At 59.6% G+C, this 25,566-nt stretch carries 20 protein-coding genes; 13 read left to right on the top strand and 7 right to left on the bottom strand.

The window, feature by feature from the left end; translation table 11 throughout:
- Positions 1–95 precede the first annotated feature (95 nt).
- The 12 genes from ABID58_RS33145 to ABID58_RS33090 all read left to right on the top strand — a co-directional run bounded on the left by ABID58_RS33145 (position 96) and on the right by ABID58_RS33090 (position 11,887).
- Positions 96–1,388, top strand: a complete 1,293-nt coding sequence (locus ABID58_RS33145; RefSeq protein WP_354037087.1) for an MFS transporter — start codon at positions 96–98, stop codon at positions 1,386–1,388.
- On the top strand, positions 1,385–2,803 hold the full coding sequence (locus ABID58_RS33140) for a M20 family metallopeptidase (RefSeq protein WP_354037086.1): 1,419 nt from the start codon (positions 1,385–1,387) through the stop codon (positions 2,801–2,803). The genes ABID58_RS33145 and ABID58_RS33140 overlap by 4 nt, the downstream gene beginning before the upstream one ends.
- Positions 2,804–3,280: 477 nt before the next feature.
- Complete coding sequence (locus ABID58_RS33135; RefSeq protein ID WP_354037085.1) at positions 3,281–3,985, top strand: ribonuclease activity regulator RraA; 705 nt, start codon at positions 3,281–3,283, stop codon at positions 3,983–3,985.
- A gap of 76 nt (positions 3,986–4,061) precedes the next feature.
- Positions 4,062–4,796: an amino acid ABC transporter ATP-binding protein gene (locus ABID58_RS33130; RefSeq protein WP_354037083.1), complete on the top strand. Its 735-nt coding sequence runs from the start codon at positions 4,062–4,064 to the stop codon at positions 4,794–4,796.
- Between the two features lie 38 nt (positions 4,797–4,834).
- Positions 4,835–5,581 (top strand): amino acid ABC transporter permease, encoded by a 747-nt coding sequence (locus ABID58_RS33125; RefSeq protein ID WP_354037081.1) that lies wholly within the window; start codon positions 4,835–4,837, stop codon positions 5,579–5,581.
- Positions 5,581–6,273 (top strand): glutamate/aspartate ABC transporter permease GltK, encoded by a 693-nt coding sequence (gltK, locus tag ABID58_RS33120; RefSeq protein WP_354037080.1) that lies wholly within the window; start codon positions 5,581–5,583, stop codon positions 6,271–6,273. Before ABID58_RS33125 ends, gltK begins: the two co-directional genes overlap by 1 nt.
- Complete coding sequence (locus ABID58_RS33115; protein ID WP_354037078.1) at positions 6,257–7,147, top strand: transporter substrate-binding domain-containing protein; 891 nt, start codon at positions 6,257–6,259, stop codon at positions 7,145–7,147. Before gltK ends, ABID58_RS33115 begins: the two co-directional genes overlap by 17 nt.
- 112 nt (positions 7,148–7,259) lie before the next feature.
- Positions 7,260–7,721 carry a RidA family protein gene (locus ABID58_RS33110; RefSeq protein WP_354037076.1) on the top strand — a complete coding sequence of 154 codons (462 nt, stop codon included), beginning with the start codon at positions 7,260–7,262 and terminating at the stop codon, positions 7,719–7,721.
- Positions 7,722–7,951: 230 nt separating this feature from the next.
- Positions 7,952–8,761: an MBL fold metallo-hydrolase gene (locus ABID58_RS33105; protein ID WP_354037075.1), complete on the top strand. Its 810-nt coding sequence runs from the start codon at positions 7,952–7,954 to the stop codon at positions 8,759–8,761.
- A gap of 275 nt (positions 8,762–9,036) precedes the next feature.
- The gene (locus tag ABID58_RS33100) at positions 9,037–10,419 is read left to right on the top strand and encodes an aminotransferase (protein ID WP_354037073.1); all 1,383 of its coding nucleotides are present in this window, start codon (positions 9,037–9,039) and stop codon (positions 10,417–10,419) included.
- Between the two features lie 268 nt (positions 10,420–10,687).
- Positions 10,688–11,689, top strand: coding sequence for a proline racemase family protein (locus tag ABID58_RS33095; protein ID WP_354037071.1), 1,002 nt, complete (start codon positions 10,688–10,690; stop codon positions 11,687–11,689).
- 51 nt (positions 11,690–11,740) lie between these two features.
- A complete protein-coding gene (locus ABID58_RS33090) occupies positions 11,741–11,887 on the top strand; it encodes a cupin domain-containing protein (protein WP_354037069.1) in 147 nt (48 codons plus the stop codon).
- A gap of 803 nt (positions 11,888–12,690) precedes the next feature.
- On the opposite strand, the gene ABID58_RS33085 is transcribed toward ABID58_RS33090, so the two are convergent.
- The 6 genes from ABID58_RS33085 to ABID58_RS33060 all read right to left on the bottom strand — a co-directional run bounded on the left by ABID58_RS33085 (position 12,691) and on the right by ABID58_RS33060 (position 19,421).
- A complete protein-coding gene (locus tag ABID58_RS33085) occupies positions 12,691–13,404 on the bottom strand; it encodes a class II aldolase/adducin family protein (RefSeq protein WP_354037067.1) in 714 nt (237 codons plus the stop codon).
- On the bottom strand, positions 13,401–14,816 hold the full coding sequence (locus ABID58_RS33080) for a carbohydrate kinase (protein WP_354037066.1): 1,416 nt from the start codon (positions 14,814–14,816) through the stop codon (positions 13,401–13,403). The genes ABID58_RS33085 and ABID58_RS33080 overlap by 4 nt, the downstream gene beginning before the upstream one ends.
- Before the next feature lie 6 nt (positions 14,817–14,822).
- A complete protein-coding gene (locus ABID58_RS33075; protein ID WP_354037065.1) occupies positions 14,823–15,830 on the bottom strand; it encodes an ABC transporter permease in 1,008 nt (335 codons plus the stop codon).
- Positions 15,827–16,831, bottom strand: a complete 1,005-nt coding sequence (locus ABID58_RS33070; protein WP_354037064.1) for an ABC transporter permease — start codon at positions 16,829–16,831, stop codon at positions 15,827–15,829. Before ABID58_RS33070 ends, ABID58_RS33075 begins: the two co-directional genes overlap by 4 nt.
- Positions 16,824–18,308 carry a sugar ABC transporter ATP-binding protein gene (locus ABID58_RS33065; RefSeq protein WP_354037063.1) on the bottom strand — a complete coding sequence of 495 codons (1,485 nt, stop codon included), beginning with the start codon at positions 18,306–18,308 and terminating at the stop codon, positions 16,824–16,826. The genes ABID58_RS33070 and ABID58_RS33065 overlap by 8 nt, the downstream gene beginning before the upstream one ends.
- Before the next feature lie 111 nt (positions 18,309–18,419).
- On the bottom strand, positions 18,420–19,421 hold the full coding sequence (locus ABID58_RS33060; RefSeq protein ID WP_007608730.1) for an autoinducer 2 ABC transporter substrate-binding protein: 1,002 nt from the start codon (positions 19,419–19,421) through the stop codon (positions 18,420–18,422).
- A gap of 910 nt (positions 19,422–20,331) precedes the next feature.
- On the opposite strand from ABID58_RS33060, the gene ABID58_RS33055 reads away from it, so the two are divergent.
- Positions 20,332–21,366, top strand: a complete 1,035-nt coding sequence (locus ABID58_RS33055) for an aldo/keto reductase (protein WP_354037062.1) — start codon at positions 20,332–20,334, stop codon at positions 21,364–21,366.
- Between the two features lie 527 nt (positions 21,367–21,893).
- On the opposite strand, the gene ABID58_RS33050 is transcribed toward ABID58_RS33055, so the two are convergent.
- Complete coding sequence (locus tag ABID58_RS33050; RefSeq protein WP_354037061.1) at positions 21,894–25,370, bottom strand: DUF7379 domain-containing protein; 3,477 nt, start codon at positions 25,368–25,370, stop codon at positions 21,894–21,896.
- Positions 25,371–25,566 lie beyond the last annotated feature (196 nt).

Genomic DNA, 25,566 nt, shown 5'->3' with positions numbered 1-25,566 from the left:
TTTTCAGTTTCGGCCCGATTGGTCTTCATTAAGCTGACAAATGGCCACAGCGCGCGCGGCCACGACGTCCCCCTCATGAGATGACGGAGAGCACCATGTCGATGACGCTCGCAGCGTCGGTCGAGACCCCATCCAGATTCCGCCTCATCGCCGCCGTGTCGATCGGCAACGCGCTGGAATATTTCGATCTCACCCTGTTTACGTTCTTTGCCGTGACCATCGGCAAGCTGGTGTTCCCGACCCAGGCGCCGGGAACGCAAATTCTCCTCTCACTTGGAATCTACGGCACGGGCTATTGCGCGCGGCCGCTCGGTGGTCTTGTCATCGGCGCGTATGGGGACCGCCGCGGCCGCAAGGCGGCGGTCAACCTGACGCTGGTCTTGATGGCGGTCGGGACCGCGTTGATCGGGCTGACGCCCACATACGAGCAGGCGGGACTGCTGGCGCCGTTCGTCGTGCTGGCGGGGCGGTTGCTCCAGGGATTCTCGGCCGGCGGCGAGACCGGAGCGTCGACGACGCTGCTTGCCGAATCCGCTCCCGCCGACGAACGCGGCTTTTTCGCGAGCTGGCAATCCGCGAGCCAGGGGCTGGCCGTCATGCTCGGCGCCGGCGTGGTGTGGCTGCTCAGCGTCAGCCTGTCGCCCGACATCATGGCGAGTTGGGGTTGGCGTCTTCCTTTCCTGTGCGGCATCGGAATCGTGCCGGTCGGCCTTTATCTGCGGCGCGCGGTCGAAGAGACGCTCGAGCCTGCGCCGGCGAAGGCGGCCGCAGCGCATAGTCCAGTCGGCGATGTGGTCCGGCTGCATTGGTCGAGCGTGTTGTGGGCGCTGCTCGGGATGCTCGGTGCCAACGCGTCCTACGTCATCCTCAACCTCTATATGCCGACCTACGACGTGCGCGAGCTCGGCCTGTCCCCGGCCAGCACTTCGGCTGCGGCCATGGTCGGCGGCGCCTTCATGCTGCTGTTCTCGCCGATCGGCGGCGTGCTGACCGATCGCTTCGGCCGCAAGACCTTCCTGGTGCTGTCACGCGTGCTGGTCATCGTGCTCACCTATCCCGCGTTCCTGCTGTTGACGGCGGCACCGAGCACCACGGGATTGCTGCTGATCATCGCCGTGATGAGTGCGGTGCAGGGGCTCGGCAGTGGCTTCTTCATCGCGCTCACCGAGAATTTCCCGAAAAACGTTCGCGTCACCGGCTTCTCGTCGGTCTACGCGCTCGGCGTGATGCTCAGCGGCGGCTTCGGCCAGTTGATCGTGACCTGGTTGATCGAGGTGACCGGCAGCAAGCTCGCTCCGGCGTTCTACGTGATTGCGATCGGTTTGGCCTCGCTCGTCGGCATCCTGAATCTCAATTATCGAACCGGCCGCGAGGAGACGGGCGCATGAACGACAGCAGCGACATCTGGCAGTTGGTCGACGACCAGCAGCAGGCCTTCATCGCGCTCAGCGATCGGATCTGGGCCATACCCGAAATCTGCTACACCGAAACCCGCTCCGCCGCCGAGCACGCGGCCGAACTCGAGCGTCATGGCTTCAAGGTCACGCAGGGCATCGCCGGGATTCCGACAGCGCTGATCGGCGAGGCCGGCGAGGGCGGTCCCGTTATTGCGATCCTCGGCGAATACGACGCACTGCCGGGCCTCAGCCAGCAAGCCGGCATCGCCGAGCCGCGCCCGATCGAGATCGGCGGCAACGGTCATGGCTGCGGCCACAATCTGTTGGGTGCCGGCGCCATGCTGGCGGCCGTTGCGGTGAGGGGCTGGCTCGCTCGCCAAGGCTTGCCGGGACGTGTCAGGTATTACGGCTGCCCGGCCGAGGAAGGCGGCGCGGCGAAAACCTTCATGGTGCGCGACGGCGCCTTCGGAGACGTCGACGTGGCGATCTCCTGGCACCCGTCGAGCTTTTGCGAAGTGATGCCGGCGACCTCGCTCGCAAATACCCGCATCGACTTCACGTTTACGGGCCGCGCCGCGCATGCGGCGGTAGCGCCGCATCTTGGCCGCAGTGCGCTCGATGCTGTCGAGCTGATGAATGTCGGTGTCAACTACATGCGCGAGCACATGCCGAGCGACGCGCGCATCCATTATGCGATGCTCGACTCCGGCGGCATCGCTCCCAACGTGGTGCAGGTAACCGCCAAGGTTCGTTACGCGGTGCGTGCGCGCGATCTCGCCGGCATGCGAGAGCTGCTGGAACGGGTTCGCAAGATCGCCCAAGGCGCGGCGCTGATGACGGAGACCTCGGTCGCGGTGCAGGTAATCAGCGCGGTCTCGAACCTGCTGGGTAACGACCCGCTGGAACGCGCAATGTCCGACGTCTTTGACCAGCTCGGTCCACCGCCTTTCGAGGACGCCGACCGCAGCTTCGCCCGGCAGATCCAGGCCACGCTGTCGGAAGAGGATTTCGACTTCGTTTATCGCTCCGTCGGCCAGCCGCGCAGCGACACGGCGCTGTGCGAGCAAGTCGTGCCCTTGGACGCCAAGCGCGAACCATTGATGGGTTCGACCGATGTGGGCGATGTCAGTTGGGCCGTGCCGACCGTCCAGGCCTCCGGCGCGGTCGTTGCCATCGGCACGCCGTTCCATTCCTGGCAGCTTGTAACGCAGGGCAAGATGCCGGCTGCACACAAGGGCATGGTGCATGTCGCCAAGGTCATGGCGGCGACGGCGTGCAAGGTGTTGGCCGATCCTGCGCTGCTGGCCGCGGCCAAGGCGGATCACGCCGCACGCACGTCGCGCCACCCATATCTGTGCCCGATTCCATCTGAGACCGCTCCTCCGCTCGATATGGCGCGGACATAGACAGCTATCCCTCGTTTGCCGTTCTTCGGGAGATGCTGTGACCGGACCACCGAGGCGATCACGCCGAGCGGTCACGTCTCTTGGCTCGTCTCAAACGGCGCCTGTGAGAAGCAGGCGAATGTAGATTGATTCACTCTCATAGCGTAAGTCTGTCGAACGGACGATGACACGTACCCTCATGCGAAAGTTCGACCTTGGCGTGTTGAGGATTCTTGACGGGTCTGATCGCGGTGCCGAGCAGCCCTCAATACATTCCATTTGCTCTTCAATCCTTCGAAAATAATTCCATTGAGGAATTTAATTCCGTCGCTACACTAAATTTAGCGCAAAGAGGAAACCGACGAGACTTTGAGATCCGCCTGCGGATGTCGTCGCTTTCCTGGCCAGCGCGCAGGCTTTCTATGTCCCAGGTTCGATTGTTCGGCGTCGGTGATCCCCGGCGTTTGAAGGGCATGGGCGTTTAAAGGGCGTGGCGAGATGACGACCAATAATCAGGTAATTTCCACCCTCGCGCGGGCGACCACTGCGACCTTGACGACCGTCCTCTTCAAAAAGGGCGTACGAAACGTCTGGATCCGTGGGACTGCGCCGCTATTGCATGGCCAACCCAAGATCGTGGGTCCGGCGTTCACGCTGCGGTTCATCGCAGGGCGTGAGGACATCAACACCCCGGCCGCGTGGTCTTCGCCTGTTTCGACCCGCGCCGCCGTCGAGGCTATGCCGCCAGGCTGCGTTGCGGTCGCCGATGCATTGGGGACGACTGACGCGGGGATCTTCGGAGATATCCTATGCGCGCGCATGCACGCCCGCGGCGTCAACGGTCTCGTCAGCGATGGCGTCGTCCGCGATCGTGCGGGCATCATCGCGAGCGAATTGCCGACCTGGTGCAACGGAATTGCCGCCCCGCCCGCCGTCGCGCAACTGGCCTTCGCCGGCTGGGAGCAGCCGATCTCGTGTGGCGGAGTGGCCGTCTTCCCGGGAGACATCATCGTGGCGGACGACGATGGCGCAATCGTCATCCCCGTCGCGATGGCTGAGGACGTCGCTTCTATCGCTGCCGAGCAGGAGGATCTCGAGACGTGGATCCTTCGCGAGGTGCGCAATGGTCATCCGCTCACCGGGCTCTACCCTCTGAACGCAGAGAACGAAGCCAGATATCAGCGCGAAATGGGCCGCAACTGATGTCCGGCTGGCCCAATCATTTGCCAGGCGCAGCCTGTTTGGCAGGTCGTACCAAGCCTTTTGAAAGCGCTTTGTCATGATCGAGATCAACAACGTGTCCAAGCAGTACGGAACGTTTCAGGTTCTGACAGACTGCAGCACCGAGGTCGCCAAGGGAGAGGTCGTGGTGGTGTGCGGACCGTCCGGATCGGGCAAGTCAACTCTGATCAAGACGATCAACGGCCTTGAGCCGATCAATAAAGGCGACATCAGAGTCAACGGAACATCCGTGTGCTCGCCGAAGACCAATCTTTCCCAGCTGCGGTCGAAGGTTGGCATGGTGTTTCAGAATTTCGAACTCTTCCCGCACCTGTCGATCATTGAGAACCTGACGATCGCACAAATCAAGGTCTTGGGCCGAAAGCGAAATGAGGCCGAGGACAAGGGCCGGACGTATCTGGACCGTGTCGGTCTAAAGGATCAGGCGGCGAAGTATCCAGCTCAACTCTCGGGCGGACAGCAGCAGCGTGCGGCGATAGCCCGCGCACTCTGCATGGATCCGATCTGCATGCTGTTCGACGAGCCGACGTCGGCTCTCGATCCGGAAATGGTCAACGAGGTTTTGGATGTCATGGTCCAGCTCGCGCGAGAGGGCACCACGATGATGTGTGTCACCCACGAAATGGGTTTTGCGCGAAAGGTGGCGGATCGCGTGATCTTCATGGACGCGGGTCGGATCATCGAAGACACCTCGAAAGCCGAGTTCTTCGGGAATATCGAGGGGCGAACTGACCGTGCGAGGCAGTTTCTTTCTCGAATTCTCCAACATTAGACGTTGTCGCTGGCCAGGACCGAAGGGACAGACAACGTATGTTCAAGAATTATTCCTGGGACTGGGGCGTCTTTCTACAGCCCGTGTCGACTGGAGAGCCCACGAACTATCTGGGGTGGCTGCTTGCCGGATTGTACAACACGGTCGTTTTGGCGCTGTCAGCAAGCCTGATCGCATTCGCGGTCGGAGTGGTGATGGGGGTGCTACGCACGACCCCGAACCGGTGGCTTGCGGCATTGGGAACGACCTATGTCGGCATCTTCCGAAACGTCCCGGTGATCGTTCAGTTATTCGCCTGGTACTTCGTGCTCCCCGAACTGCTGCCGGACAACGTTGGGACATGGTTCAAGCAGCTTCCCGCTGCAACCCAGATGATGACATCCGCAGTGTTGTGCCTGGGCCTGTATATGGGCGCTCGGGTGGGTGAGTTGATCCGCTCCGGCATCGAGACGCTCCCCAAGGGACAACGATCCGCGGCTCTCGCATTGGGCCTGACGCTGCCTCAAGCCTACCGGTACGTGCTGCTTCCCGTCGCCTTTCGTGTCGCAATTCCCCCGTTGACCTCCGAAATGATCAACGTGTTCAAGAATTCGGCCGTGGCCTCGACGATCGGTCTATTGGAGCTCTCGGCTCAAGCGCAGCAGCTTGTTGATTACACGGCTCACCCTTACGAGTCTTTCGCGGTGGCCACGGCAGTCTACATCTTGATCAACGTGATCGTCGTTTTGATCATGCGTCAGGTCGAAGTCTCAGTACGTTTGCCTGGCTATATCGGGGGCAAGTGATGACCGCTATCGACTTGTTGTCCGATATCACAAACTCACTCCCCGCTCTTGCGGCGGGCATGGTCACGAGTCTCAAGATCACCGCGATAGCGGTTGTCTTCGGTATCGTCTGGGGCGCGATTCTCGCCGTCATGCGCCTGTCTTCTTTCAGACCCTTTGCGTTGTTCGCGCAGGGGTACGTGATGCTCCTGCGATCTATTCCGTTGATCATGGTGCTCCTGTGGTTCTTCCTGATGGTGCCGCAGGTCATCCAGAATCTGTTTGGCGTGTCACCGCGCACCGACATTCGTCTGGTCTCGGCGATGGTGGCATTTTCCCTGTTCGAAGCTGCCTACTACTCCGAAATCATCCGCGCTGGGATTCAGGCCGTGTCGCGGGGCCAGCTGAGCGCGGCCAATGCATTGGGTATGCCGTATCTGATGGCGATGCGGCTGATCGTGCTTCCTCAGGCGCTGCGCGCCACGGTTCCCGCCCTCCTGACGCAGGGCATCGTCCTCTTCCAGGACACGTCCCTCGTCTACGTCATCGGCCTCGCTGATTTCTTCCGGTCTGCGAAGAACATCGCCGATCGCGATGGCAACACGGTCGAAATGATCCTGTTTGCAGGCAGCGTGTATCTCGTCATTTCGCTGCTTGCGTCCGCCGGCGTGCAAATTCTTCAAAGAGGAGGACGATATGTCAAAGTGGGCTAATTCTCTGGTGCTCGGTGCCCTGTTAGTCGGCTCGCCTGCGCTTGGTCAGGAGGGAGGCACTTTGGCAAAGGTCAAGGCAAACGGCGTCATCACCTTGGGGGTTCGGGACTCTGCTGTGCCATTCTCCTATCTCGACAATGACCAACAGGTGATCGGCTATTCCAGAGAACTTTGCGGCCTTATCGTCACGGTGCTCAAACAGAAGCTGAACCTGCCAGATCTTGCGGTGAAAGAGGTGACCACCACGCCTTTGAGCCGGATCCCGCTCATCATCAACGGCACGATTGACCTGGAGTGCGGCTCAACGACCAACAATACGACCCGGCAGAAGCAAGTCGCCTTTTCCGATACGACATTCGTCATCGGTACACGGATGCTCGTGAAGAAGAGTGCGGGTATCAAGGAGTTCGCCGATGTTGCCGGGAAGAACGTCGTCACCATAGCGGGCACAACGCCCGAACAGATCCTTCGTGAGGTCAACAACAAGAACAATCTGAAGATGAACATCATCAGTGCGAAAGATCATGCTGAATCGTTCCTGACGCTGCAAACCGGTCGCGCGGCCGCTCTCTTCATGGATGACGCGCTCCTTTACGGCCAGATGGCAAAATCGTCGGATGCCAAGGACTACGAGATCGTCGGACAACCCCAATCGTTCGAAGCCTATGCGCTCGTCCTGCGTAAGGATGATCCGGACTTCAAGGCGCTCGTCGATGAAACGCTCGTTGCGTTCATGCAATCTGGCAAGGCGAGCGAACTCTACAAGAAGTGGTTCATGTCCCCGATTCCGCCCAAGGGGATCAACTTGAATTTCCCGATGTCCGATCAGCTTCGCGAGGCGTTTGAGAAGCCGAACGACAAAGCCTTTCAGTAGCGGGATCTGCGTTCCGAGTAGTATCATAGAGCGTGTCATGGCTGACGGTCTCACGTGCTGAGGGGCCGTCCAAGCGCGGGCGCCCGTCCAGCTAAGCAAGTGAGATCGAACAATGTCACCAGAAGAGAAGATCGTGGCGATGGGATTGACGTTGCCAGCGGCGTTACCGCCGCGAGGCAACTACGTTTCTTATCGCCGAGTTGGGGACGTCTTATTCTTGGCCGGTCATGGACCTCGACTGGCAGACAACACGTATCGCCTTGGGAAGGTCACTTCGGAGGCGGATATTCCACGGGCCTATGCCGATGCGCAGCTAACTGGTCTGAACATGCTCGCGACCTTGAAGAGTGCGGTTGGCGAGCTTAGCCGGATCGTGGCGGTCGCGAGAGTGATCGGCATGGTAAACGCTGAACCGACGTTCACTCAGCACCCAAAGATTATTGACGGTTGCTCGGATCTGTTGGTCGAGGTCCTCGGCGACCCAGGTCGTCACGCTCGTGCGGCAGTTGGGGTGTCTTCGCTTCCAAACGGTATGACCGTCGAGATCGAGGCGATCGTGCACATCGCCACATGACGTTACGAGCCACCGGAGCGTAGGGAGCTGGTGTTCTGATTAAGAGAACACCGTGAGCGCGTACGCATACTATTGGGTCGGAGTAGCCGCTGCCATACTCGACGAGGATTGTTCGGATGAGAAGGCAGTTGAGGCGCGTCAGAAAGCGTCATCCTCGAGACCAGCTGGTCACAGCCCAAGACAAGGTCATATCGTTGCAACTTGCAAGCTGCTGATTGGAGCGCGCCATCATGCAAAAGGTTAGTTTCGGGATCAATCACGTCGAGTACGCGATGGGCGAGCTCCGCGTCGTTGCTCTGCGTGATGGTTACGTTGACATGCCGCCCAGTAGATTGCGTCAGACGGACGGGCGGCCATTTGGGGCCGAGCTTCCGCAGCAAGTCGACTTGGTCGAAGGTCGGCTTCGTTTGTCGGTCAATGCCTTTCTCATCATCGAGGGTGATCAGCACACGCTCATCGACACCGGAGCATCAAACTCGTGGGAGCCAACGATGGGTCTACTGTTGAGTGCTCTGAACGAGGCAGGCGTGGTGCGCGAGGCAATTGACGCGGTCGCTTTGACGCATACGCATTCCGATCATGCAAATGGGCTCGTGGCCGCAGACGGGGCCGACGCATTTCCCAATCTTCGTCGACTATTTGTCCCCCGTGAGGAGCTCTCGATGTTCGACGGAAACGAAAGGCTGGCTCGATTCCGGCCGCGCCGTTTACCATTGGATGACGGGTGCAAGCTGAGCGACTGCATCACGTCCATGCAAGCTCATGGGCACGAGGTCGGTCACACAGGGTTCGAGGTTTCGAGCAACGGCGAAACGTTGTTGGTTTGGGGAGATATCGTCCACGTACCCTCGATCCAATTTGCCAGGCCTGAGCTGAGCTGGGAGTTCGATGCGGATCAGAATGAGGCCCGTGCCACCCGGCAGAAATTGCTTCATCGCGCCGCACAGGCAAACGTGGCTGTCGCGGGCGCTCATCTGGACTTTCCCGGCATTGGGATGGTGTCTGGCGGTGGCGGCACGTTCCATTTCAGATCGCTGTGAAAGGTTCGAAAGCAATTCTGACCGGCCGCGACGCTGGTCATGCTCGAATTCGAAAGTTGCTGGTGATCCGCAGCCGTTTGCGGAGCCGCCGTTAGGCGACAAAAGACGGCAATGCGCCTCTCTAGGGCGTTTCCTCCCATGACTTGGCGGGGTCTCTTAAGAGACCCCGCCATTTTTCGCCCGGGGAAGGGAACACGCGGAGAGCGAATGCCGGGGTGCGAAATGCCGTGTCTGTCGCGTGTACGGTAGAGCTTTAGAGTCCTGGAGAAGCAGAGATGATCGATATAGAGGCCATCGCAAAGCTGGACCGTGCCAGTACGCTGCACCCTTTGACAGATCTTAAGGGATACGCCCTCGGCAATGTCGGAACGACGATCGTTACTGGCGGCAAGGGAATTCGTATCGAGGATGCGGAAGGTCGTAGTTACATCGATGGATTTGCCGGCCTCTACTGCGTCAACGTCGGATATGGCCGAACCGACGTTGCCGCAGCAATCGCGCGGCAAGCCTACAATCTCGCATACTACCACAACTATGCAGCTCATACGACCGAACAGCTGGCCATTCTGTCTGATCGCGTGATCCGAATGGCGCCAGGTACCCCTAGCAAGGTCTTCTTCGGGTTGTCCGGATCAGATGCGAATGAGACACAAGTAAAGCTCGTTTGGTACTACAACCATCTTCGTGGGCAGCCTCGAAAGAGAAAAATCATTTCTCGCAGGCTTGGCTACCACGGCTGTTCGGTATTCTCGAGCTCCATGACGGGACTATCTTTCTTCCACGATAACATGGACCTTCCAGTCCCGGGCGTACTGCACACCGGAGCGCCCCACTTCTACCGGGAGTCCGAACCAGGCGAGACGGAGGAGGAATTTTCCCGTCGTCGCGCGGCCGAGCTCGAGGCGCTCATCGTGAGAGAGGGAGCGGAAACGGTCGGTGCCTTTATTGCTGAGCCGGTACTGGGAACGGGAGGCATCGTGCCGCCCCCTCGGGGATATTGGCGCGAAGTGCAAGCCGTTCTTCGGCGATATGATGTCCTCCTGATCGCCGACGAAGTGATCTGCGGGTTTGGACGAACCGGGGCAAACTTCGGCAGCTTGCTGTACGATATAGAACCTGATCTCACTACAATCGCGAAAGGGCTGACATCCGGATATGCTCCTCTTTCAGGCGCCATCATTAACAAGAAGATCTACGATGTCATGGAGGAGGCGGCAGATCGGGTCGGTGTATTCTCGCATGGGTATACTTATTCCGGTCATCCGATTTCGGTTGCTGCAGCCAACGCCGTTCTCGATATCTTCGAAAAAGAAAGGCTTAGCGATAGAGCCCGCATCGTGGGTGCGCATTTTCAAAGGCGGCTCAAAGAGCGCTTTGCCCAAATGGAGGTGGTCGGCGATGTGCGAGGTGTAGGTCTGCTCGGTGCAGTTGAGTTTGTGGCCGATCGCACAACCAAACGCCGATTTGATCCTAATCTTAAGGTCGCCGCCAGGATCGTTAAAGCTGCTCGTGATCGCGGTCTTATTGCGAGGGGAATGCCACATGGCGATATTCTCGGGTTCGCGCCGCCCCTGGTCGTTTCTGAATCTGAGATCGATGAGATCGTGGAAATTGCTTATGCGGCGACCATGCAAGTCGTCGACGAACTGGCTAGATAAATCTCCGGTATCCACCTGGATCGGTGGGGTGGGCCGATAATGTGGCTCTTCGGACAAGAGAGAATCCCACGGGGCAGGCCGAGCGCGGAAAGGGCACTTTCGCTAGAGCGAAGGCAAAGGCGCGCGAGCTTGGCCAGGTTCTCTTTCATTCCTTTTGGTTGAATCACTCTCAAAAAGCGTTCCCTTGTGCAATTTCGGCGTGGTTTCTAATGTCCACCAATGCGCTCCCACGCTGAACGCTTAATCGATAGACCCTGGAGAAGTCGCAATGAATGCACCGGTGCTCATTCGGACTGTCGACACGCATGCGGAGGGGATGCCGCTGCGCGTCATCGTCGAGGGGTTGCCGCCCATTCGTGGCAACTCGATGCACGAACGGCTGGCGTGGGCCAGGACGAATCTGGAGTGGGTACGAGATCTACTCGTGAACGAACCCAGGGGCCACGGGCCCATGATGTTCGCTATCCTCACGCCACCCGTGCTCCCTGACTCCGATTGGGGTGTGATCTACATGAGCGGGGGCGGCTTCTGGCCGATGTGCGGGCACGGAACAATTGGCCTTGTCACGATGCTTGTCGAGCGTGGACTGGTTCGGGTCAAAGAGCCGGTTACCGAAGTTCGACTAGATACGGCTGCCGGCTTGATTGTCACAAGCGTCCGGGTGGAGTCTCAAAAGGCTGTCAACGTGACTTTCACGAACGTGCCCTCCTACGTTCTTGCGCCAAATGCTCGTATCGAGGTGCCCGGTTTTGACAAAATTGTGGTCGATGTGGCGTACGGCGGGAACGTGTACGCGATGATTGATGTCAAGCAACTAGGGTTGCGGGTTCGTCAGGAGGATCTTCACACGCTTGTTGACCTAGGACTGGAAGTCGTCAAAGCAACGCGCGAGCAAGTTCGATACAGGCAGCCGGCAGGAATTGATCTCGGGCGGCTTAGCTCGTCGCTCTTTACAGAAGAGCCGGAGCAAGGCGCACCGGCGCGCAACTTCATGGTCAAGGAGCCGCGCTATTTTGACCGCTCTCCTTGCGGTACGGGCACCTCAGTGCGAATGGCCTTGGCTCACTCCCGTGGTGAAATTGGACTGAACCAACCGCTCGTCTGCGAGTCGATGTTCGGTACACGCTTTGAAGGGCGGTTGGTCAGCCGCACTGATGTCGACGGCATTCCCGCGGTCGTCCCACAGATCACGGGGCGCGCCTGGATCATCGGTGGGGCTGAATTCACGCTAGATCCGTCGGATACATTTCCAAGGGGATTGAAGTATTGATCGGCATCGAGGTCTAAAAGGAGACGTCTCTGGGCCACTTGTAACTGGCGGATGCCAGTAGCTGCAAGATTACCCTTCATGCCGGCGCAGCTTAAGTCCTTCAAAAGTGGAGACACTTTCGTGTGTGAACCCGGCCTCCAGGGGACGTGGGAAGTTACGTCTCCTTTGAGAAAGGCATTCGTCGTACGCGGGATTTAGCTGCTGCCTCGAACGTGTTCGTCTTGTTCCGACGACGTCGTTTCTAATGTGAAACCAGTGCGGTAATGCAACGACATTATCGTGCGACGAATGCCCAGTTTCGGCCAGATAAGCCCAGTGGTGCGACCAGTAAGTCATTGATAGTACTCAACTCGTAGCTGACTCTTAATCAGCGGGTCCCAGGTTCGAGCCCTGGTGCGCCCACCATATAACAAGCTGAATCCAATCAGTTTTCTGCTTCTCTGGATGCGAATTCGAGCCGCGAGAATGCTGTAAACTCCTGTAAGGCACCGCCCGCATCTCATTGTGAATCTTGCAAGAGCAGCTGAACGCTCGAGCGAGCACAGTTTGGCTGGGCGGGTCGGCCAGTCGCGTGAGAAGCCAAACGGCCGCGGAGGTGGTGGGCTTCGTCGCCAGTTACGGCGACCGAAAACATCCGAAACGGCGTCAGGTCGCACTGAGGGGCAAATCGCTCGAACGGAGCCAGTCCGCTAGCTGATGAGTTTTCATACGAAACGGAGTCAGTCCGCTCACTGATAGGGATTCGCAGAAATGGAGTCAGTTCGCGAACTGATTAGGTTTCGAGCAAAACGGAGTCAGTTGACCGACTGATAACGTTTCATGAGGACGATTGCCAATTGCCCTTGTTGAAGATGCGTGACGACGGCGCCTTGAAGTTCGATATTCACAAGGGATATTCGCTCGCTGTGTGACATTTTTCGCTTGATCACCAGCGGCTGTTAAAGTTGGCCGCAAGTTTCCTTAGCGAAGAGAACGCCAGCCGCGTTCAACGACACTCTGAGTCAATGTGGCGCCGGTTTCGACTGGGGCATGGCGCGTGGAACATCACCGACGTCGTCAAGATCGGGCGCCTGGCCGTAGCCCATGCGTTTCATCTGTTCGTGCACTCGCGCCATTTCGGTCTCGCTGAGGCACGGAGGTTCGCCGATCGCCAGCGCGTGAACATACATCTTCGCCAAGGTCTCCACCTCCACAGCAAGCCAAAGCGCTTTTTCAAATGTCTGCGCCGTTACGATCAAGCCATGATGGCCGAGCAAGCAGGCATTACGTCCTTCGAGTGCATTGACGGCATAATCCGATAGCGCCTGTGTGCCGAAACAGGCATAAGGCGAACAACGGATATCGTTGCCACCGGCTACCGCGACCATGTAGTGAAAGCAGGGTATGCCACGCTCGTGCACGGCGAGAATGGTGCTGAAGGTGGAATGCGTGTGAAGCACGACGCTTACGTCGTCCCGCGCTCGCAGAATGTCGCGATGAAAACGCCATTCTGAAGAAGGGCGATGGCTGCCCTGGTAATTCGCGGCAAAATCCATCGCAACAACGTCCTCCGGCCGCATGTGCTCGTAGGGCAAGCTCGTCGGCGTGATCAGCATGCCGCTTGGAATCCGGTGCGAGAGATTGCCGGAAGTCCCTTGGTTGAGACCGTTTCGGTTCATCTCCTTGCAGGTATCGACGATGCCCCGGCGGAGATCGGCATGATTGCGGTCTGTCATGATGGGTGCTCCGAAAAGGAAATCCAGGATTGATAGGCGGCGGAAAGGGTGCGTTTGCACTCATCCTCGCCGAGTGGCGTGACAGCTTCAAGCACCACGCTCGAAACCGGAATCGCACGTGAAAATCTCCGCCACAGCAGCGCCGCGCCGAGCGCCGTTCCATCCCGAGATTGGCTCACCGAGACGCTCTGCGATGGCCGCAACGCTGCCAGAGTGCGCGCAAAGGGCTGGTTGGCGGCGAAGCCACCGTCGATGACGATGTGTTTCGAGCTGCCAAGCGCATCGAGACAGCGGTTTGCGCTGAATGCGGCGTAGAGGACGGCCAACCCCTGCCATTCGGCTGGCGTCTCGGGCCGAGGTCCGATAATGCGTCCGCGGTGAGCTGCACCGGGGAACAGACCGTCATCCCCAACGAAGGAGGGGAGTGCCAGGGTTCCGAGGGCCAGTAGACTCGGCAATGCGGCGAGGACAGCTGCATCGGAAGCGTCGTGGTCTCTGCTGATCAAGTCATATTCGCGCCCTGTCGCGATCAGCGTGGAGGGTACGTTCTCACCGTCGACATCGATATTGAGCACCATGCCGCGTGTGGCGTCGAGCTTGTCTAGCGCGAGGCCGCGCTGAAAGCCGATCATCCAGGTACCTGTTGATAGGATCGAGGTATCGGCCATGCCGGCGGCCTTGTAGCGGAACAGGTTGGCGTTGGAATCATGCACGCCGCAGAGGATTTCGGTCGAGCGCGCCAGGCCGGTACGCCTGGCTACGGCCTCCGAAACCCTCCCCAGCATCGCACCGGCGGATGCCCGCTCCGGCAGAAGACGATCCCATCCGCGCTTGCGCATCAGGGAGGAAGGCTGATGGTGGAAAAGGTCCCAGATATGGCCCTGAGCCGCGAGCTGCGAAATTTCACTTGCAGCACGCCCGCCGAACCGCACGGCGAAATACTGCGCAGTCGTAAGATAGGTTTTCGCGCGGACGAATTCGGCCGGATATGCGCTTTCCTGCCAGAGCAATTGTTTGCCGAGCCGCATCGCGCCGCTGATACCGCAAAATACTTCATCGTAGGCAGGCGCAATCTGGGCATAGGCCTGGTCGATCTCGGGCGGCGAGACCGCATCATAGTCCATCATCGGCAGCACTGGATCGTCACCATCGACAAGAACGGCGCCACATCCATGCGCGGTCGCGATCACCGCGCCGATGGTGTGGCGTTGCGTCACCGCGGCCAAAGTGTCGAGGAACCACTCTTCCAGCCCAGCAAGATCATAGGCAAGATATGGTCCTGCCGTGTTCGGTATATTCGGGATCGAATGTGTTTCGAGCGGCCAGCCGTCCTCGCTCGCCACCAGCAGTTTCAGGTTTGTCTTGCCAATGTCGAGAACCGCGATCCGGGGAGAGGCTTCCGATCTTGTCATCGTTGTCTACCGGAGCACTTTGCCGCCCAGATGAGGAACCGCGGCAACGGCAATCAGGATGCCACCCCAGATCGCCAGAGTGAGAAACTGGCTGAGATTGAGAAGGTTGAACGCCGAGGAGATCACCTGAAGGATGATCAGCGCAAGCAACAATCCGCCGACTTTGCCAAAGCCGCCAAATGGATCGACGCCACCGAGCACTGCTGCAAGAATGGTGACGAGCAGATAGCTCTCGCCATATGCCGCGTTGGCTGAATTGAAACGTGCCAGCATGACGACCGCTGCGACACCGGCGAGCAGGCTCGAGAGGACATATAGCTTGAGCAGGACGGCGCGGGTATCGACGCCGGAGTAGCGGGTTGCCTTCTCGTTCGAGCCGATCATGTAAACCCTTGCCCCGAAGGGCGTTGCGTTTAGCATGAGCGCGACGGGTAACGCACAGAGCGCCAGCACGATCAGGGCAAAAGGCACCCCGAAAACCGTTCCATTGCCGATGAAAACAATGGGCTCTGGAAATCCGGAGATGACATTGCCGCGTGTCAGGCCGATCGCGAGTCCCTTGCAGAGTGTCATGGTGCCGAGGGTTGCGAGGATCGGCGAAACGCCGAGATAGGCGATGACAAATCCGTTGACGAGGCCGACCAGTGCGGCGACGGCAAACCCTGCCGCAATTGCCAGCACCTGCACGCCGGCCCAGGCAATGCCCTGAGTGCCCGGAATGTAGTGCGTCAGCAGGAAGGCAATGGTCAGTCCGGAGAGATTAGCGGTGGCGATGATGGAAAGGTTGAGGCCGCCAGATAGCAGGGCCAGCATCATCGCAAGCGAAAGGATGCCGAGCTCCGGCATCTGGAAGGCCATCGATTGCAGCGTGTTGACGGAGAAAAACCGATCGCCGATGGTGATGGCGAACACCAACCAGAGCGCGACCAACAACAATATCAGGGTTGCGATCGTCCCGCTGCCGGCCAAACGGATCAGGCGTCCGCGAAGCGCGAGGGTGGACGCATTTCTCATGGCCGCGCGCTCCGGGGGCGCCGTTCTCGCTGCGACCAGGCTGTGGCCGAGACCGAGATCAGAATGACCAACCCGACAAAAAATGGCGACCAGTAGGACGAAACGCCCAGCAGAATGATCCCATTCTGCAGGATGGCGAGCAGTGCCAACCCCAGAAACGTGCCGAAAACAGTGCCGACGCCGCCCATCAGGCTGGCGCCGCCGAGCACGACGGCCGCAACCACATCGAGCTCCTTGCCCACCAGCACCGTCGGAGCGACGGACTGTGCAAGCTGCGCCTGGACCAGCGAGGCGATACCGGCCATGACCCCCATGTAGCAATAGACCAGCATGTTGAGGCCGAAGACATGGAAGCCGAGTCGCTGCGCGGCATCGGTATTGCCCCCCATGGCGTAGATTTGACGACCGATATTGCTACGATTGAGCAGGATCCAGGTGAAGAGAAACGAGAACCCGAGCGCAAGGATCTGCAGGTTGACGCCGTAGGACGTATCCTTGCCCCAATCGAACTCGAACCAGAATATCCCGGTCGCGAACCAGTCGGGCAACGAATAGATGTATTTACCGCCCGTGAAGAAAATTAGCAGCCCATAGAAAATGTTCAACGTTGCCACGGACACGATGATTGATGGTATCCGAAGCTTCTGGATGAAGATCGCATTGAGGGCACCGAGCGTACCGCCAACGCCGATCGCGATCGCAAAAACGCAGATCCAGTTTGCGCCGTATGCGTTCGCCACCGTAAGTGTGACATATTGCGCCACCGATGCCGTCGCCGTGAAGGAGATGTCGATTCCGCCGGCGATCAGCACCACGAGCAGTCCAAGGGCGAGGATGCCTACGAATGCGTAGGAGGTCAGCAGGTCAAACAGATTTTGCATGGTCAGGAACTGACCGTTCGCCGCGCCCAGGCTGGCGCAGAGCACGAGGATCACGATCAACAGCCAGAACTCGTGGCTGCGCCGAAACCTGCCAAATGAAGCAAACCGCGATTCAGGCATTGACTGCCTGCCGAAGCGCATCTTCGGAGGTGTCTGCGGCCATCACGTCAGTAGTCAAACGCCCTTCGCGCATCACCAGCACGCGGTGACTGTGATAAAGCACCTCGGGGATTTCGTCTGATATCATCAGCACTGCGACGCCCTCGCGGGCAAGCCGCCGGATGATCTCATAAATCCCATCCTTGGCGCCGATGTCGACACCGACCGTTGGGCTATCAAGGATGAGCACCCGTGGGTTGGTCGCCATCCATTTGGCGAGCACGATCCGCTGCTGATTGCCGCCGGAGAGCGTCTTGACCGGGTTGTCGGGATCAGAGACCTTGATTCCGAGTTCGGCGACCCATCGTGCAACATGGCTTTGCCGCGCGCGTGCGCCAATCAGGCCGAATGCACCAGCGAGACGATCCAACACAGTCAGCGTGACGTTCGACGTGATCGACTGGTCAAGGATGAGGCCGAGTGTAAGCCTGTCCTCAGATACGTAGGCGATGCCTCGACGGATCGCGTCTGCATTCGTGTTCAGCGCGATGCGGTGGCCGTCAAGCGCCATGGTGCCTCGATCGGGCGGGTTCATGCCGAACAGCGACAGTGCGAGCTCGGTTCGGCCCGATCCGAGCAATCCGGTAAGGCCCACGACTTCTCCGGCGCGCAATTGCAAGCTCACATCGTCGTAGTCACCATCGCGGCCAAGGCCCTGGACTTCGAGGACAACCGCACCCACGGCAAGGTCGGGCACCTGTTTCTGATACTCGAAAGCCTTCCCGGTCATCAGGTGACTGAGTTTGCTGCCGTCGATGGTCGCTGCGGCAAAAGTGCCTACCTTGGCGCCGTCCCGCAACACCGTCACGCGTTCGGCGATCTCAAGCACCTCGTCGAGGCGATGGCTCACGAATACGACGCAGATACCGCTTCTTTTCAGGTCGCTGACGAGCTTGATCAAGGTGTTGACCTCGTGGCGGGTCAGCGACGCTGTCGGCTCATCCATGATGAGGAGTTTGGCATCCGCCGCCAGGGCCCGGCAGATCGCGACCAGCTGGCGTCCGGCAATGCTCAGTTCGGAGACTTTTGTTTCCGGATCGACCTCAATACCGACCTTCGCCATTGTGGCCATGGCGATGGCCCGCATAGAGGACCAGTTCACCGTGTGGACGCCGCCAAGATGGTGCGCCATGGCGATGTTCTCGACGACGGTGAGGTTGGAGAATAGCGATAGATCCTGATAGATGACCTGAATGCCGCAATGGGTGGAGTAGACCGGGCTTAGTTTTGGGTACTCCTTGCCGGAAATGACGATCCGGCCTCCTGGTTCTGGCGCCTCGACGCCGGAAATGATCTTGATCAGCGTCGACTTGCCGGATCCGTTTTCGCCGACAAGGCAATGCACTTCTCCGACCTCCAGCGTCAAATCGACGTCGCGAAGCGCATGCACGCCGCCGAAACGTTTTGATATGCCGGACATCTCCAGGAAAGTCGTCAAGGCTTCGTCCTGTAATGGGACCGCTTGTCAAGCGATCGCCTCGACGAGGATCGCATTCCCGGCCAGAAAGCCGGGAATGCGGCGCGACGAGGCGGCTGGGCCGGTGTAGTTCTAGAGTCCTCCGGCGATCAGTCCGTCGATGGTTTCTTTGTTGATCCGCATGATCTTGTCGACCTTGATCTGCTTGCCGGCCACATCGACCGCGGCCTTGCCGAGGCCGGGAACATCGACGCCATCCGTGATCGGCTTGCCATCGAGCACGAGTTTGGCCACCGCGACCATGGCGTAACCCGCATCGGTGGGATTCCACAGAAAACCTTCGCGGATCGTATCATCCGCGATAAGCGACTTCGCCTGGCTCGGCAGCACGGTGCCGACGACGGCGATTTTCTTGCCGAGGCGTTGCTGACGCACAGCATTTCCGGCCCCGATTGGTCCGTTCGAACCGAAGCCGAGAATACCACGCAGGTTCGGATAGGCCTTGATCACGTCGAGCGTCGTGCGTTGGCTGGTGTCGATCTCGTCGGCACCGGGGAAGCGGTCGGCGACGAGCTTCATTTTCGGAAAATTCTTCTGCTGGTAGGCAATCGCGGCATCGGCCCATTTGTTGTGAAGCGGCGTCGTAAGAGTCCCGACATAGACTACATAATCACCTTCGCCGCCCATGTCCTTGGCGAGACGTTCCATCTGCACCTCGCCGAAGCGAACGGAGTCTATCAATTCCACATTCCAGTCGCGGCCTTCCTGTTCCGGACCCTCATGCGTGATGACCTTGATTCCGGCGGCCTGGGCGCGCTTCAGCACGGGCTCGCAGACTTTTACATCAAGCGGCACCAAGCCGATCACGTTGACCTTCTTGGCAATCAAATCCTCTAGGAGCTTTACTTGCTGTGCCGGATCGACGTTCGCCGGACCAACCATAGTGGCATTGATGCTGAAATCCTTCGCACCCTTCTGGATTCCCTTTTCAAGTGCGTTGAACCACGGAATTCCCGCGATCTTCACGACCGTGACCATTTCCTTTTGGGCTTGCGCAAAGGCAAAGCCCGGAAAACCGGCACCGGCCAACGCGGCCGTACCACCGATCAGCTTGAGCGTCTGGCGTCTGTCCATCTTTCCCTCCCAGGAAACTATCTTGGATTCCGCACCCTTGACCTGACAGCCGCTGGGTGGGGCAGTCGACCCTGTTCTTGCTTGGGGGCAGAAAGTATTGCCTGTCCCAACCGCAGGACCTCGAGGCAGATTAGAGACCGGCGCTCCAGAACGTGTCAAGCGAGTGACATGTTCGCCACCACCATCGCAGTGCGATACCTGGTCTCACCTTTGAGCTGCTGAGTGAGGAGCTGCGAGCGATCATGTCAGCGAAGCAACGCCACGCCACCGGACGAAAGCAAGTAGCCTTGGCTTCAGAAACCACATTCAGCAAGCGGGCCTCGTTCGGCTTCGCACGGCGATTCACACTTTTCCCTGAGTGTCATTTTTTTCGTCACACGCGTGGGTGCGACCATGAAAGGCCGGCTATGGCCAGCTTCGCTGTTGCACAATCCCCTGCTGGCCACGAACATCTGACTGTCATTGTTACGTTTTCGCTTCCCGCAAATGTCATCGTCCGACCGTGCGTTCTCATCATGTTTCGCGCCCGGCGCCAGCCCTCAACTTGTCAGTATCGCAGGTCGCATGCCATCCTAGCCCGGCACGCGCACGGGACGGTCAATTCTCGGCATGGCTATGCGCCGCGTTAGAGTGGCACGCAAACTCCTTGGGAGAAACGTGGACGCTTCGTCTGGCGAGGTTGGCTTGCGTCGGCTTGCTGCTGTCGTCGATGAGTGCTCTGGCAGGTCCTAAGATTGTCTCCGGCCCCGGCGCCGACCCAGCCTGCTTCAAGCCATGGTCGTGATAGGAATAGCCTTGCAAGGGGCGCGCATTCTTCGCGTTGACAGGTGACGGCAAAGACATACCCTGCGCGTCGTTGCCAATGAGACCAGCGCGCGATTGAGACGCGGAAAAGGGAGAGCAATCCACCATGGTTTCGCAATCAGCGTTGCCGCGACGCACACTTGGCCGAACCGGGCTCGAAGTCTCCATCCTCGGGTTCGGAACCGCACCGCTCGGCGATCTTTTTCTTGAGCTCGACGACCAGACTGCGATCGCCGCTGCAAGCCGCGCCTTCGAGCTCGGCGTCAATCTGCTCGATACATCGCCGCACTATGGCAATGGCCTGTCGGAACATCGCTGTGGAACGGCGCTCCGGCGCGTGCCACGCAAGGACGTGGTGCTTTGCACCAAGACCGGTCGCTGGATGGATCCATTTCATCAGCCGAAGACTCGGTCCGGATTTGTCGGCGGACAGCCGCACCGGGCAGTCGTCGACTATTCCTATGACGGCACAATGCGCTCGGTCGAGCAGTCGCTGTTGCGGCTAGGCACCGACCGCATCGACCTTCTGCTGATCCATGACGTCGATGTGTGGACCCATGGCAAGGACGCGATTGAGGACCGGTTTCGCGAAGCGATGTCCGGGGCCTATGTAGCGCTCGACAAGCTTCGCGCGGAGGGCGTCGTCGAGGGCATCGGGATCGGCGTCAATGAAGCCGAGATGTGCGTGCGCTTTGCGCAAGCCGGTTCCTTCGAGGTGATGCTGCTCGCCGGCCGCTATTCGCTGCTGGAGCAGCCGGCGCTCAAGGAGTTCATGCCGCTTGCGCTGAAGCAGGGCATCGCGGTGTTGCTCGGAGGCGTCTTCAATTCGGGGATCTTGGCGACGGGCGCCATCAAAGGCGCCAAGTACAATTATCAGGACGCGCCGCCGCAGATCCTATCGAAGGTTGCCGAAATCGAGCGTATCTGCGCAGCTCATGGCGTCGCGCTGCCAACGGCTGCACTACATTTCGCGCTCGGTCATCCCGCGGTCGCGAGCGTAGTGCTCGGGGCGCATAATGCGCAGGAGGTCGAGCGCAACGTGGCAGCGCTGAGCGCCACGGTGCCTGCCGCGCTCTGGAGCGATCTCAAGGCCGCGCGCTTGCTGGAATCGGAAGCACCTGTTCCGAGGTGGACCGGATGAATACGCTTGAAGCGGTACTAGCCGAAGACTCGGCTTACCTCTCTTTGCGCGGGAGAGGTGCACCGCATCGATCGGCCGTAGTTGATCTCACAATATTGCTCGCCGCTACTTCACCGTACCCCTCGTGAACCGCTAAGCATGGGTCGTTCAAGGAAGATGCCGACGATGACGAGAGGTGCGATCGCGGCCGTCGACGGCGCGGCCGCTGACGACCGGCTGATGCCTTCGCCCGCCTGAATCGCGGACCATCGCCGGCAGTGTCTTCACGTCGGTGCTGGTGAGCAATGCGGCCAGGAAATATTCATTTCAGCGCAGGACCAGCGAGAGGACAAAGGCGGCGACCCGGCATCATCGATGACGAAAAAGTTTGGTCGCAAATGGAGTCAGATGGCGGACTGATCCGGAGAACCGATAAATGGGGTCAGTCCGCTAACTGATAAGCTTTGGTCGCAAAGCTTATCAGTCGGAGCGGGCGCCTTCTTGCATCTAAAGCTTCGGACAGAGGGGCGTTTCTATGGGCAGAATGTTCAGGCTCCTTGCAGGGCGGCCAGAAGGGCCTTGCGGCCGGCTTCCGTAGTGAAAAAGGTGATGTGATCGCAGGTGACCTCGGATATCGTCGGCGCCGGAGCCCGCTGCTGCGGAACCGCCTGGGCGCTACTTACTGCTACGGCGATATCGTTCGGCTTATTGAGAAAAGCAAGTGATGTGAAGTCATGCAGAACGCGCTGCGGTGCTAGCTTGGCAAGTAGGGCGTTTAATCTTCCATTGACAATCGCAGCCGGGATGATCGAGGTGTTTCCGACCAGCAATGTGTAGCGGATCTTGGGGTCACTGCTTTCCGCGAGATCCGTCAGGAACGGCGAGCCGGGCGCCATCTCGTCGAGAGCGACATCGACCTTCTCGATCGCACCGGCAAGGTCGCCCAATAGTTTCAGCGGCCAGCCCACCTGGCTCAGGCCGTTGAGACCGATGGCGAGCGCCGCCGTGGCCCAATTCTCGATGGTCGGCCAAGGCGAGCCGGCGTGAGGCGTGCCCAGCGTGACCAAATGCTGTACGACCTGGTTTCCACCCTCCTGCTCAATGAACCAGCGCGAGACCAATCCACCCATCGAATGTGCCACGACGTGCAGGGTCTTGCTATGATCGGCGCCGAGGCCGACCGTCGCTAGACGTTGTTTCAGGTCGCGGGCCGTGGCCTTTATGCTCGTATTGATATTCTCGTAGTCGAATGCGAGCAGTAAATCGTAGCGGTCGGCGATGCACGCGGCATGCGAACCTGGGATCGCGATATCGGCGATCGCAGCCGCTGACATGCCTCTGGTGTCGCCGAGGATGCCGTGGACATACAGCAGGATTCTGCTTGCATTGGCGACCTTCTCGCGCACCACCGCAACGGTCTTGTCATAGGTTGGATTTCCTTCGGCGTCGAACCCGACCGCGGCCAGGTGTGGGTAATCGAACTCAATCGGCAGATATGGGCTGGCGATCTTCTGGAACATAATCCGTATGGAGCTGATGATTCCGCGCTCGACGTCCTCGGCCGTACTGAAAACAGGGATTTGCCGCAGCTCGATCTCAACGTTTCCGCCGACCAGGCGTCCACCTCCCAGCGGCAGATAGAATTCGCCATCCCAGGCATAGGGGATCACGTGCTCGTCCGGTTCAAGGTTTGCGGCGACTCTCAGGCGCAGCGGCGCTGCAGGCGTGACCGCCTCCGCATTCCGGATGTCTGTCAGTTGCAGTGCGCCGAGACCTGGATCGCTACCTCGCGCGGTCTCGAACAGAAAGGGCTGCGACAATGCCGGGTCGTCGCGAAAGATCGCAGGCGTGCCTAGTGCGCCGAGCGCGCGGCCGACACCTGTGACGGAAACGAGGCTCGCCTGCGCCTTGAAGGCGGGATGTCCGATCAGAGTAACACCGGCACCGAGCTCGGTCGTCGCCCCTTCCGGTGGTGCCTGTGCAGCTTCGCGCGGGCGGACAACGGTCAAAGACAGATCGCTTGTGGTCCAGTCACCCAGCAACTCGCCATCGTCAGGCTCGGTGCTGACGTCGCGCGTATGAACGCGGTTTGCTAATCGTTCGAGCACTGAGCGCGGTCGAACAAGACCCTTGGCGTCGCGAGTACGGGCGTGAGTATCGATCGGGCCCTGGTTGAAAAGCGTGGGGTCGAACTGCTCGCGGCTGACGATGAGCTTGATGTGATCGGTGAGTTCGGTGCGGCCAGCGTTCCACATTTCGTCGGGAACTGCGGCGTAGAACGCCTTGCCGTCGTTTGCCACAATCTCGCTCTGCTTCGGAAGCAACAGCGCGCCTGCAGGAAACAGCGAGGCTATTGAATAGCTCTCGCCAAGCCATAGCAGCGCACAATAGAGATCGACATCGCTGCTGTTGGTCAGCGCCAGGCGGAACCGTGGTTTTGTCCATTTCCCGTCGGCCCCGCGGGTATAGGAGAGTCGGGTCTCACTGCGCGCATCGACCTCCTCCCACATCGTACCACGACCGGCAGCGATAGGCAGGTACATCGTGAGCTCCACAGGGGAATTGCCGAGGCGAGTGCAGTCATTGCGTAACGCTGCGACCGCCTGCCATCGCGCAACATGTTCCAGGCGTGACAGCACGAGCCGTGCGGCCGGCTCGCCGGTGCCTTCGATTTCGGCGATCAACGGACGCTCGGCCGAGGCCCGGCTGATGCGATAACCGGTTGGGGAGGCCATGATGCGGAAATCGGCGGTCTCTTCCGTAGCTGTTTCGCGGACCACGAGCGAGGCGTTGCTTGGCGCGGTGGCGTTGCCGAATACCTGCCGGAGTGACTGCAGTGCGGTCGCCTCTCCGACGAAGTAGGCCTGCTTCGGCGGCAGAGGTGTTGCCGCCACGATTGCGCGATAGGTGAGATTGCTGTCGAGATCGCCAGCGGTAAGCTTGACGCGGACGCAGCTCAGCTCCGGCCGGACCTCCCGAACTTCGGCCAGCCCGACCGCCGCATCGAGCGATTGCCAGTCGGCTGGTTGGGCTGCGAGCGGAAAGACCGCAAAACTGGTGGTTTCCGTTCCTTGCGGTCCGGCAATGCCATGGATGGCGCCACCATCGATGATCCAGCCAAGTCCACGATCGAAGCTCAAAGTGAATGTCCCATGGGCCAGTTCGACAGCGCCGCCGAGGAACGGCTGCAGCAGGTCAGCATGGACGCTGGCCTCGATCTGCGGCACTTGCTGGGCTACGCGCAGCCGGACCTGCGCTTCGGCCCGCTTCAACAAGTCGCGGTAGCTGATCGCACCGCGACTCTGCTGCAATGTTGCGATCAGTGCCGCGGTGAAAGCGCCATGTGGTCGACCGTTCTCATTGACTTCCTTGGCGGTTTCGCTCGAGCGGCACGCTGCGAGCAGCACGTGCCGGCCGGCCGGCATCACGAGCCAATTGGTGTCGGACGAGGCCTTTTCCTGGCGAGGGCTCACTGTCAACGCGCCGTCGAGGAAGCTCTCCAGCGGTCTCGGTCTTTGGTCAGTAGGGGCGCGGCGGATCGCAACGCCTTCCTCCAGCGATGCGCGGGTTCCGCTTCCGGAATGGCAACAGTCCAGAACACAGACCAGATGCGGTTTGCGCGCCGCAACTTCGGCGATGAGAACCGCGAGCTCCTTGTCGGCGAGGTCCCAGCTGTTCTCATCGCGGCTGTCGTAGCACACCAGCGTTTCGTTAAGATGGTCCGGCTCGATGTGCCAGAACTCGGGCGGCGCGCGCTCCTGCGAGCCATGACCGCTGTAGTAGAACAGAGCGATGTCGTCGGCGCCCGCCCGAACAAGGTGTGCGCGGAACGCGTCAATGACGTTTGCGCGCGTCGCGTCGGCATCCTTCAACACCTTCAATTCAGGGGTGAAGCCGCTGGTCTTGCTGAACGCCTCGAGCAGGAGGGCGATCGCATCAATATCGTTTGCGCAGCCCCGTAGGGGTGGAACGGGCGGTTGATAGGCATCGATGCCGACCAGTGCCGCATAAAGGGTTCGTGTCATGACGTTGAGACCTCGAAAGCCGGGTCGAATGGAGCCACGAAAAATCTCTTAGCGGCGCCTCACGGCCCCGCCAATCAATCATCCAAAAAACATCGTAGACCAGCAGATATTTCGGCGATTGTGAAGCAGTTCATATTTGGCCCGTAGTAACCATGGAATCAATGTCGGCAGGGTCCGCGCATCGGCCGACCGTCGC

It is taken from the genome of Bradyrhizobium sp. S3.2.6, from assembly GCF_040546885.1.
Classification (GTDB): Bacteria; Pseudomonadota; Alphaproteobacteria; order Rhizobiales; family Xanthobacteraceae; genus Bradyrhizobium; species Bradyrhizobium cytisi.
Note: the sequence above shows the minus strand (reverse complement) of the source record. Positions and strands in the feature narration are given on the sequence as shown.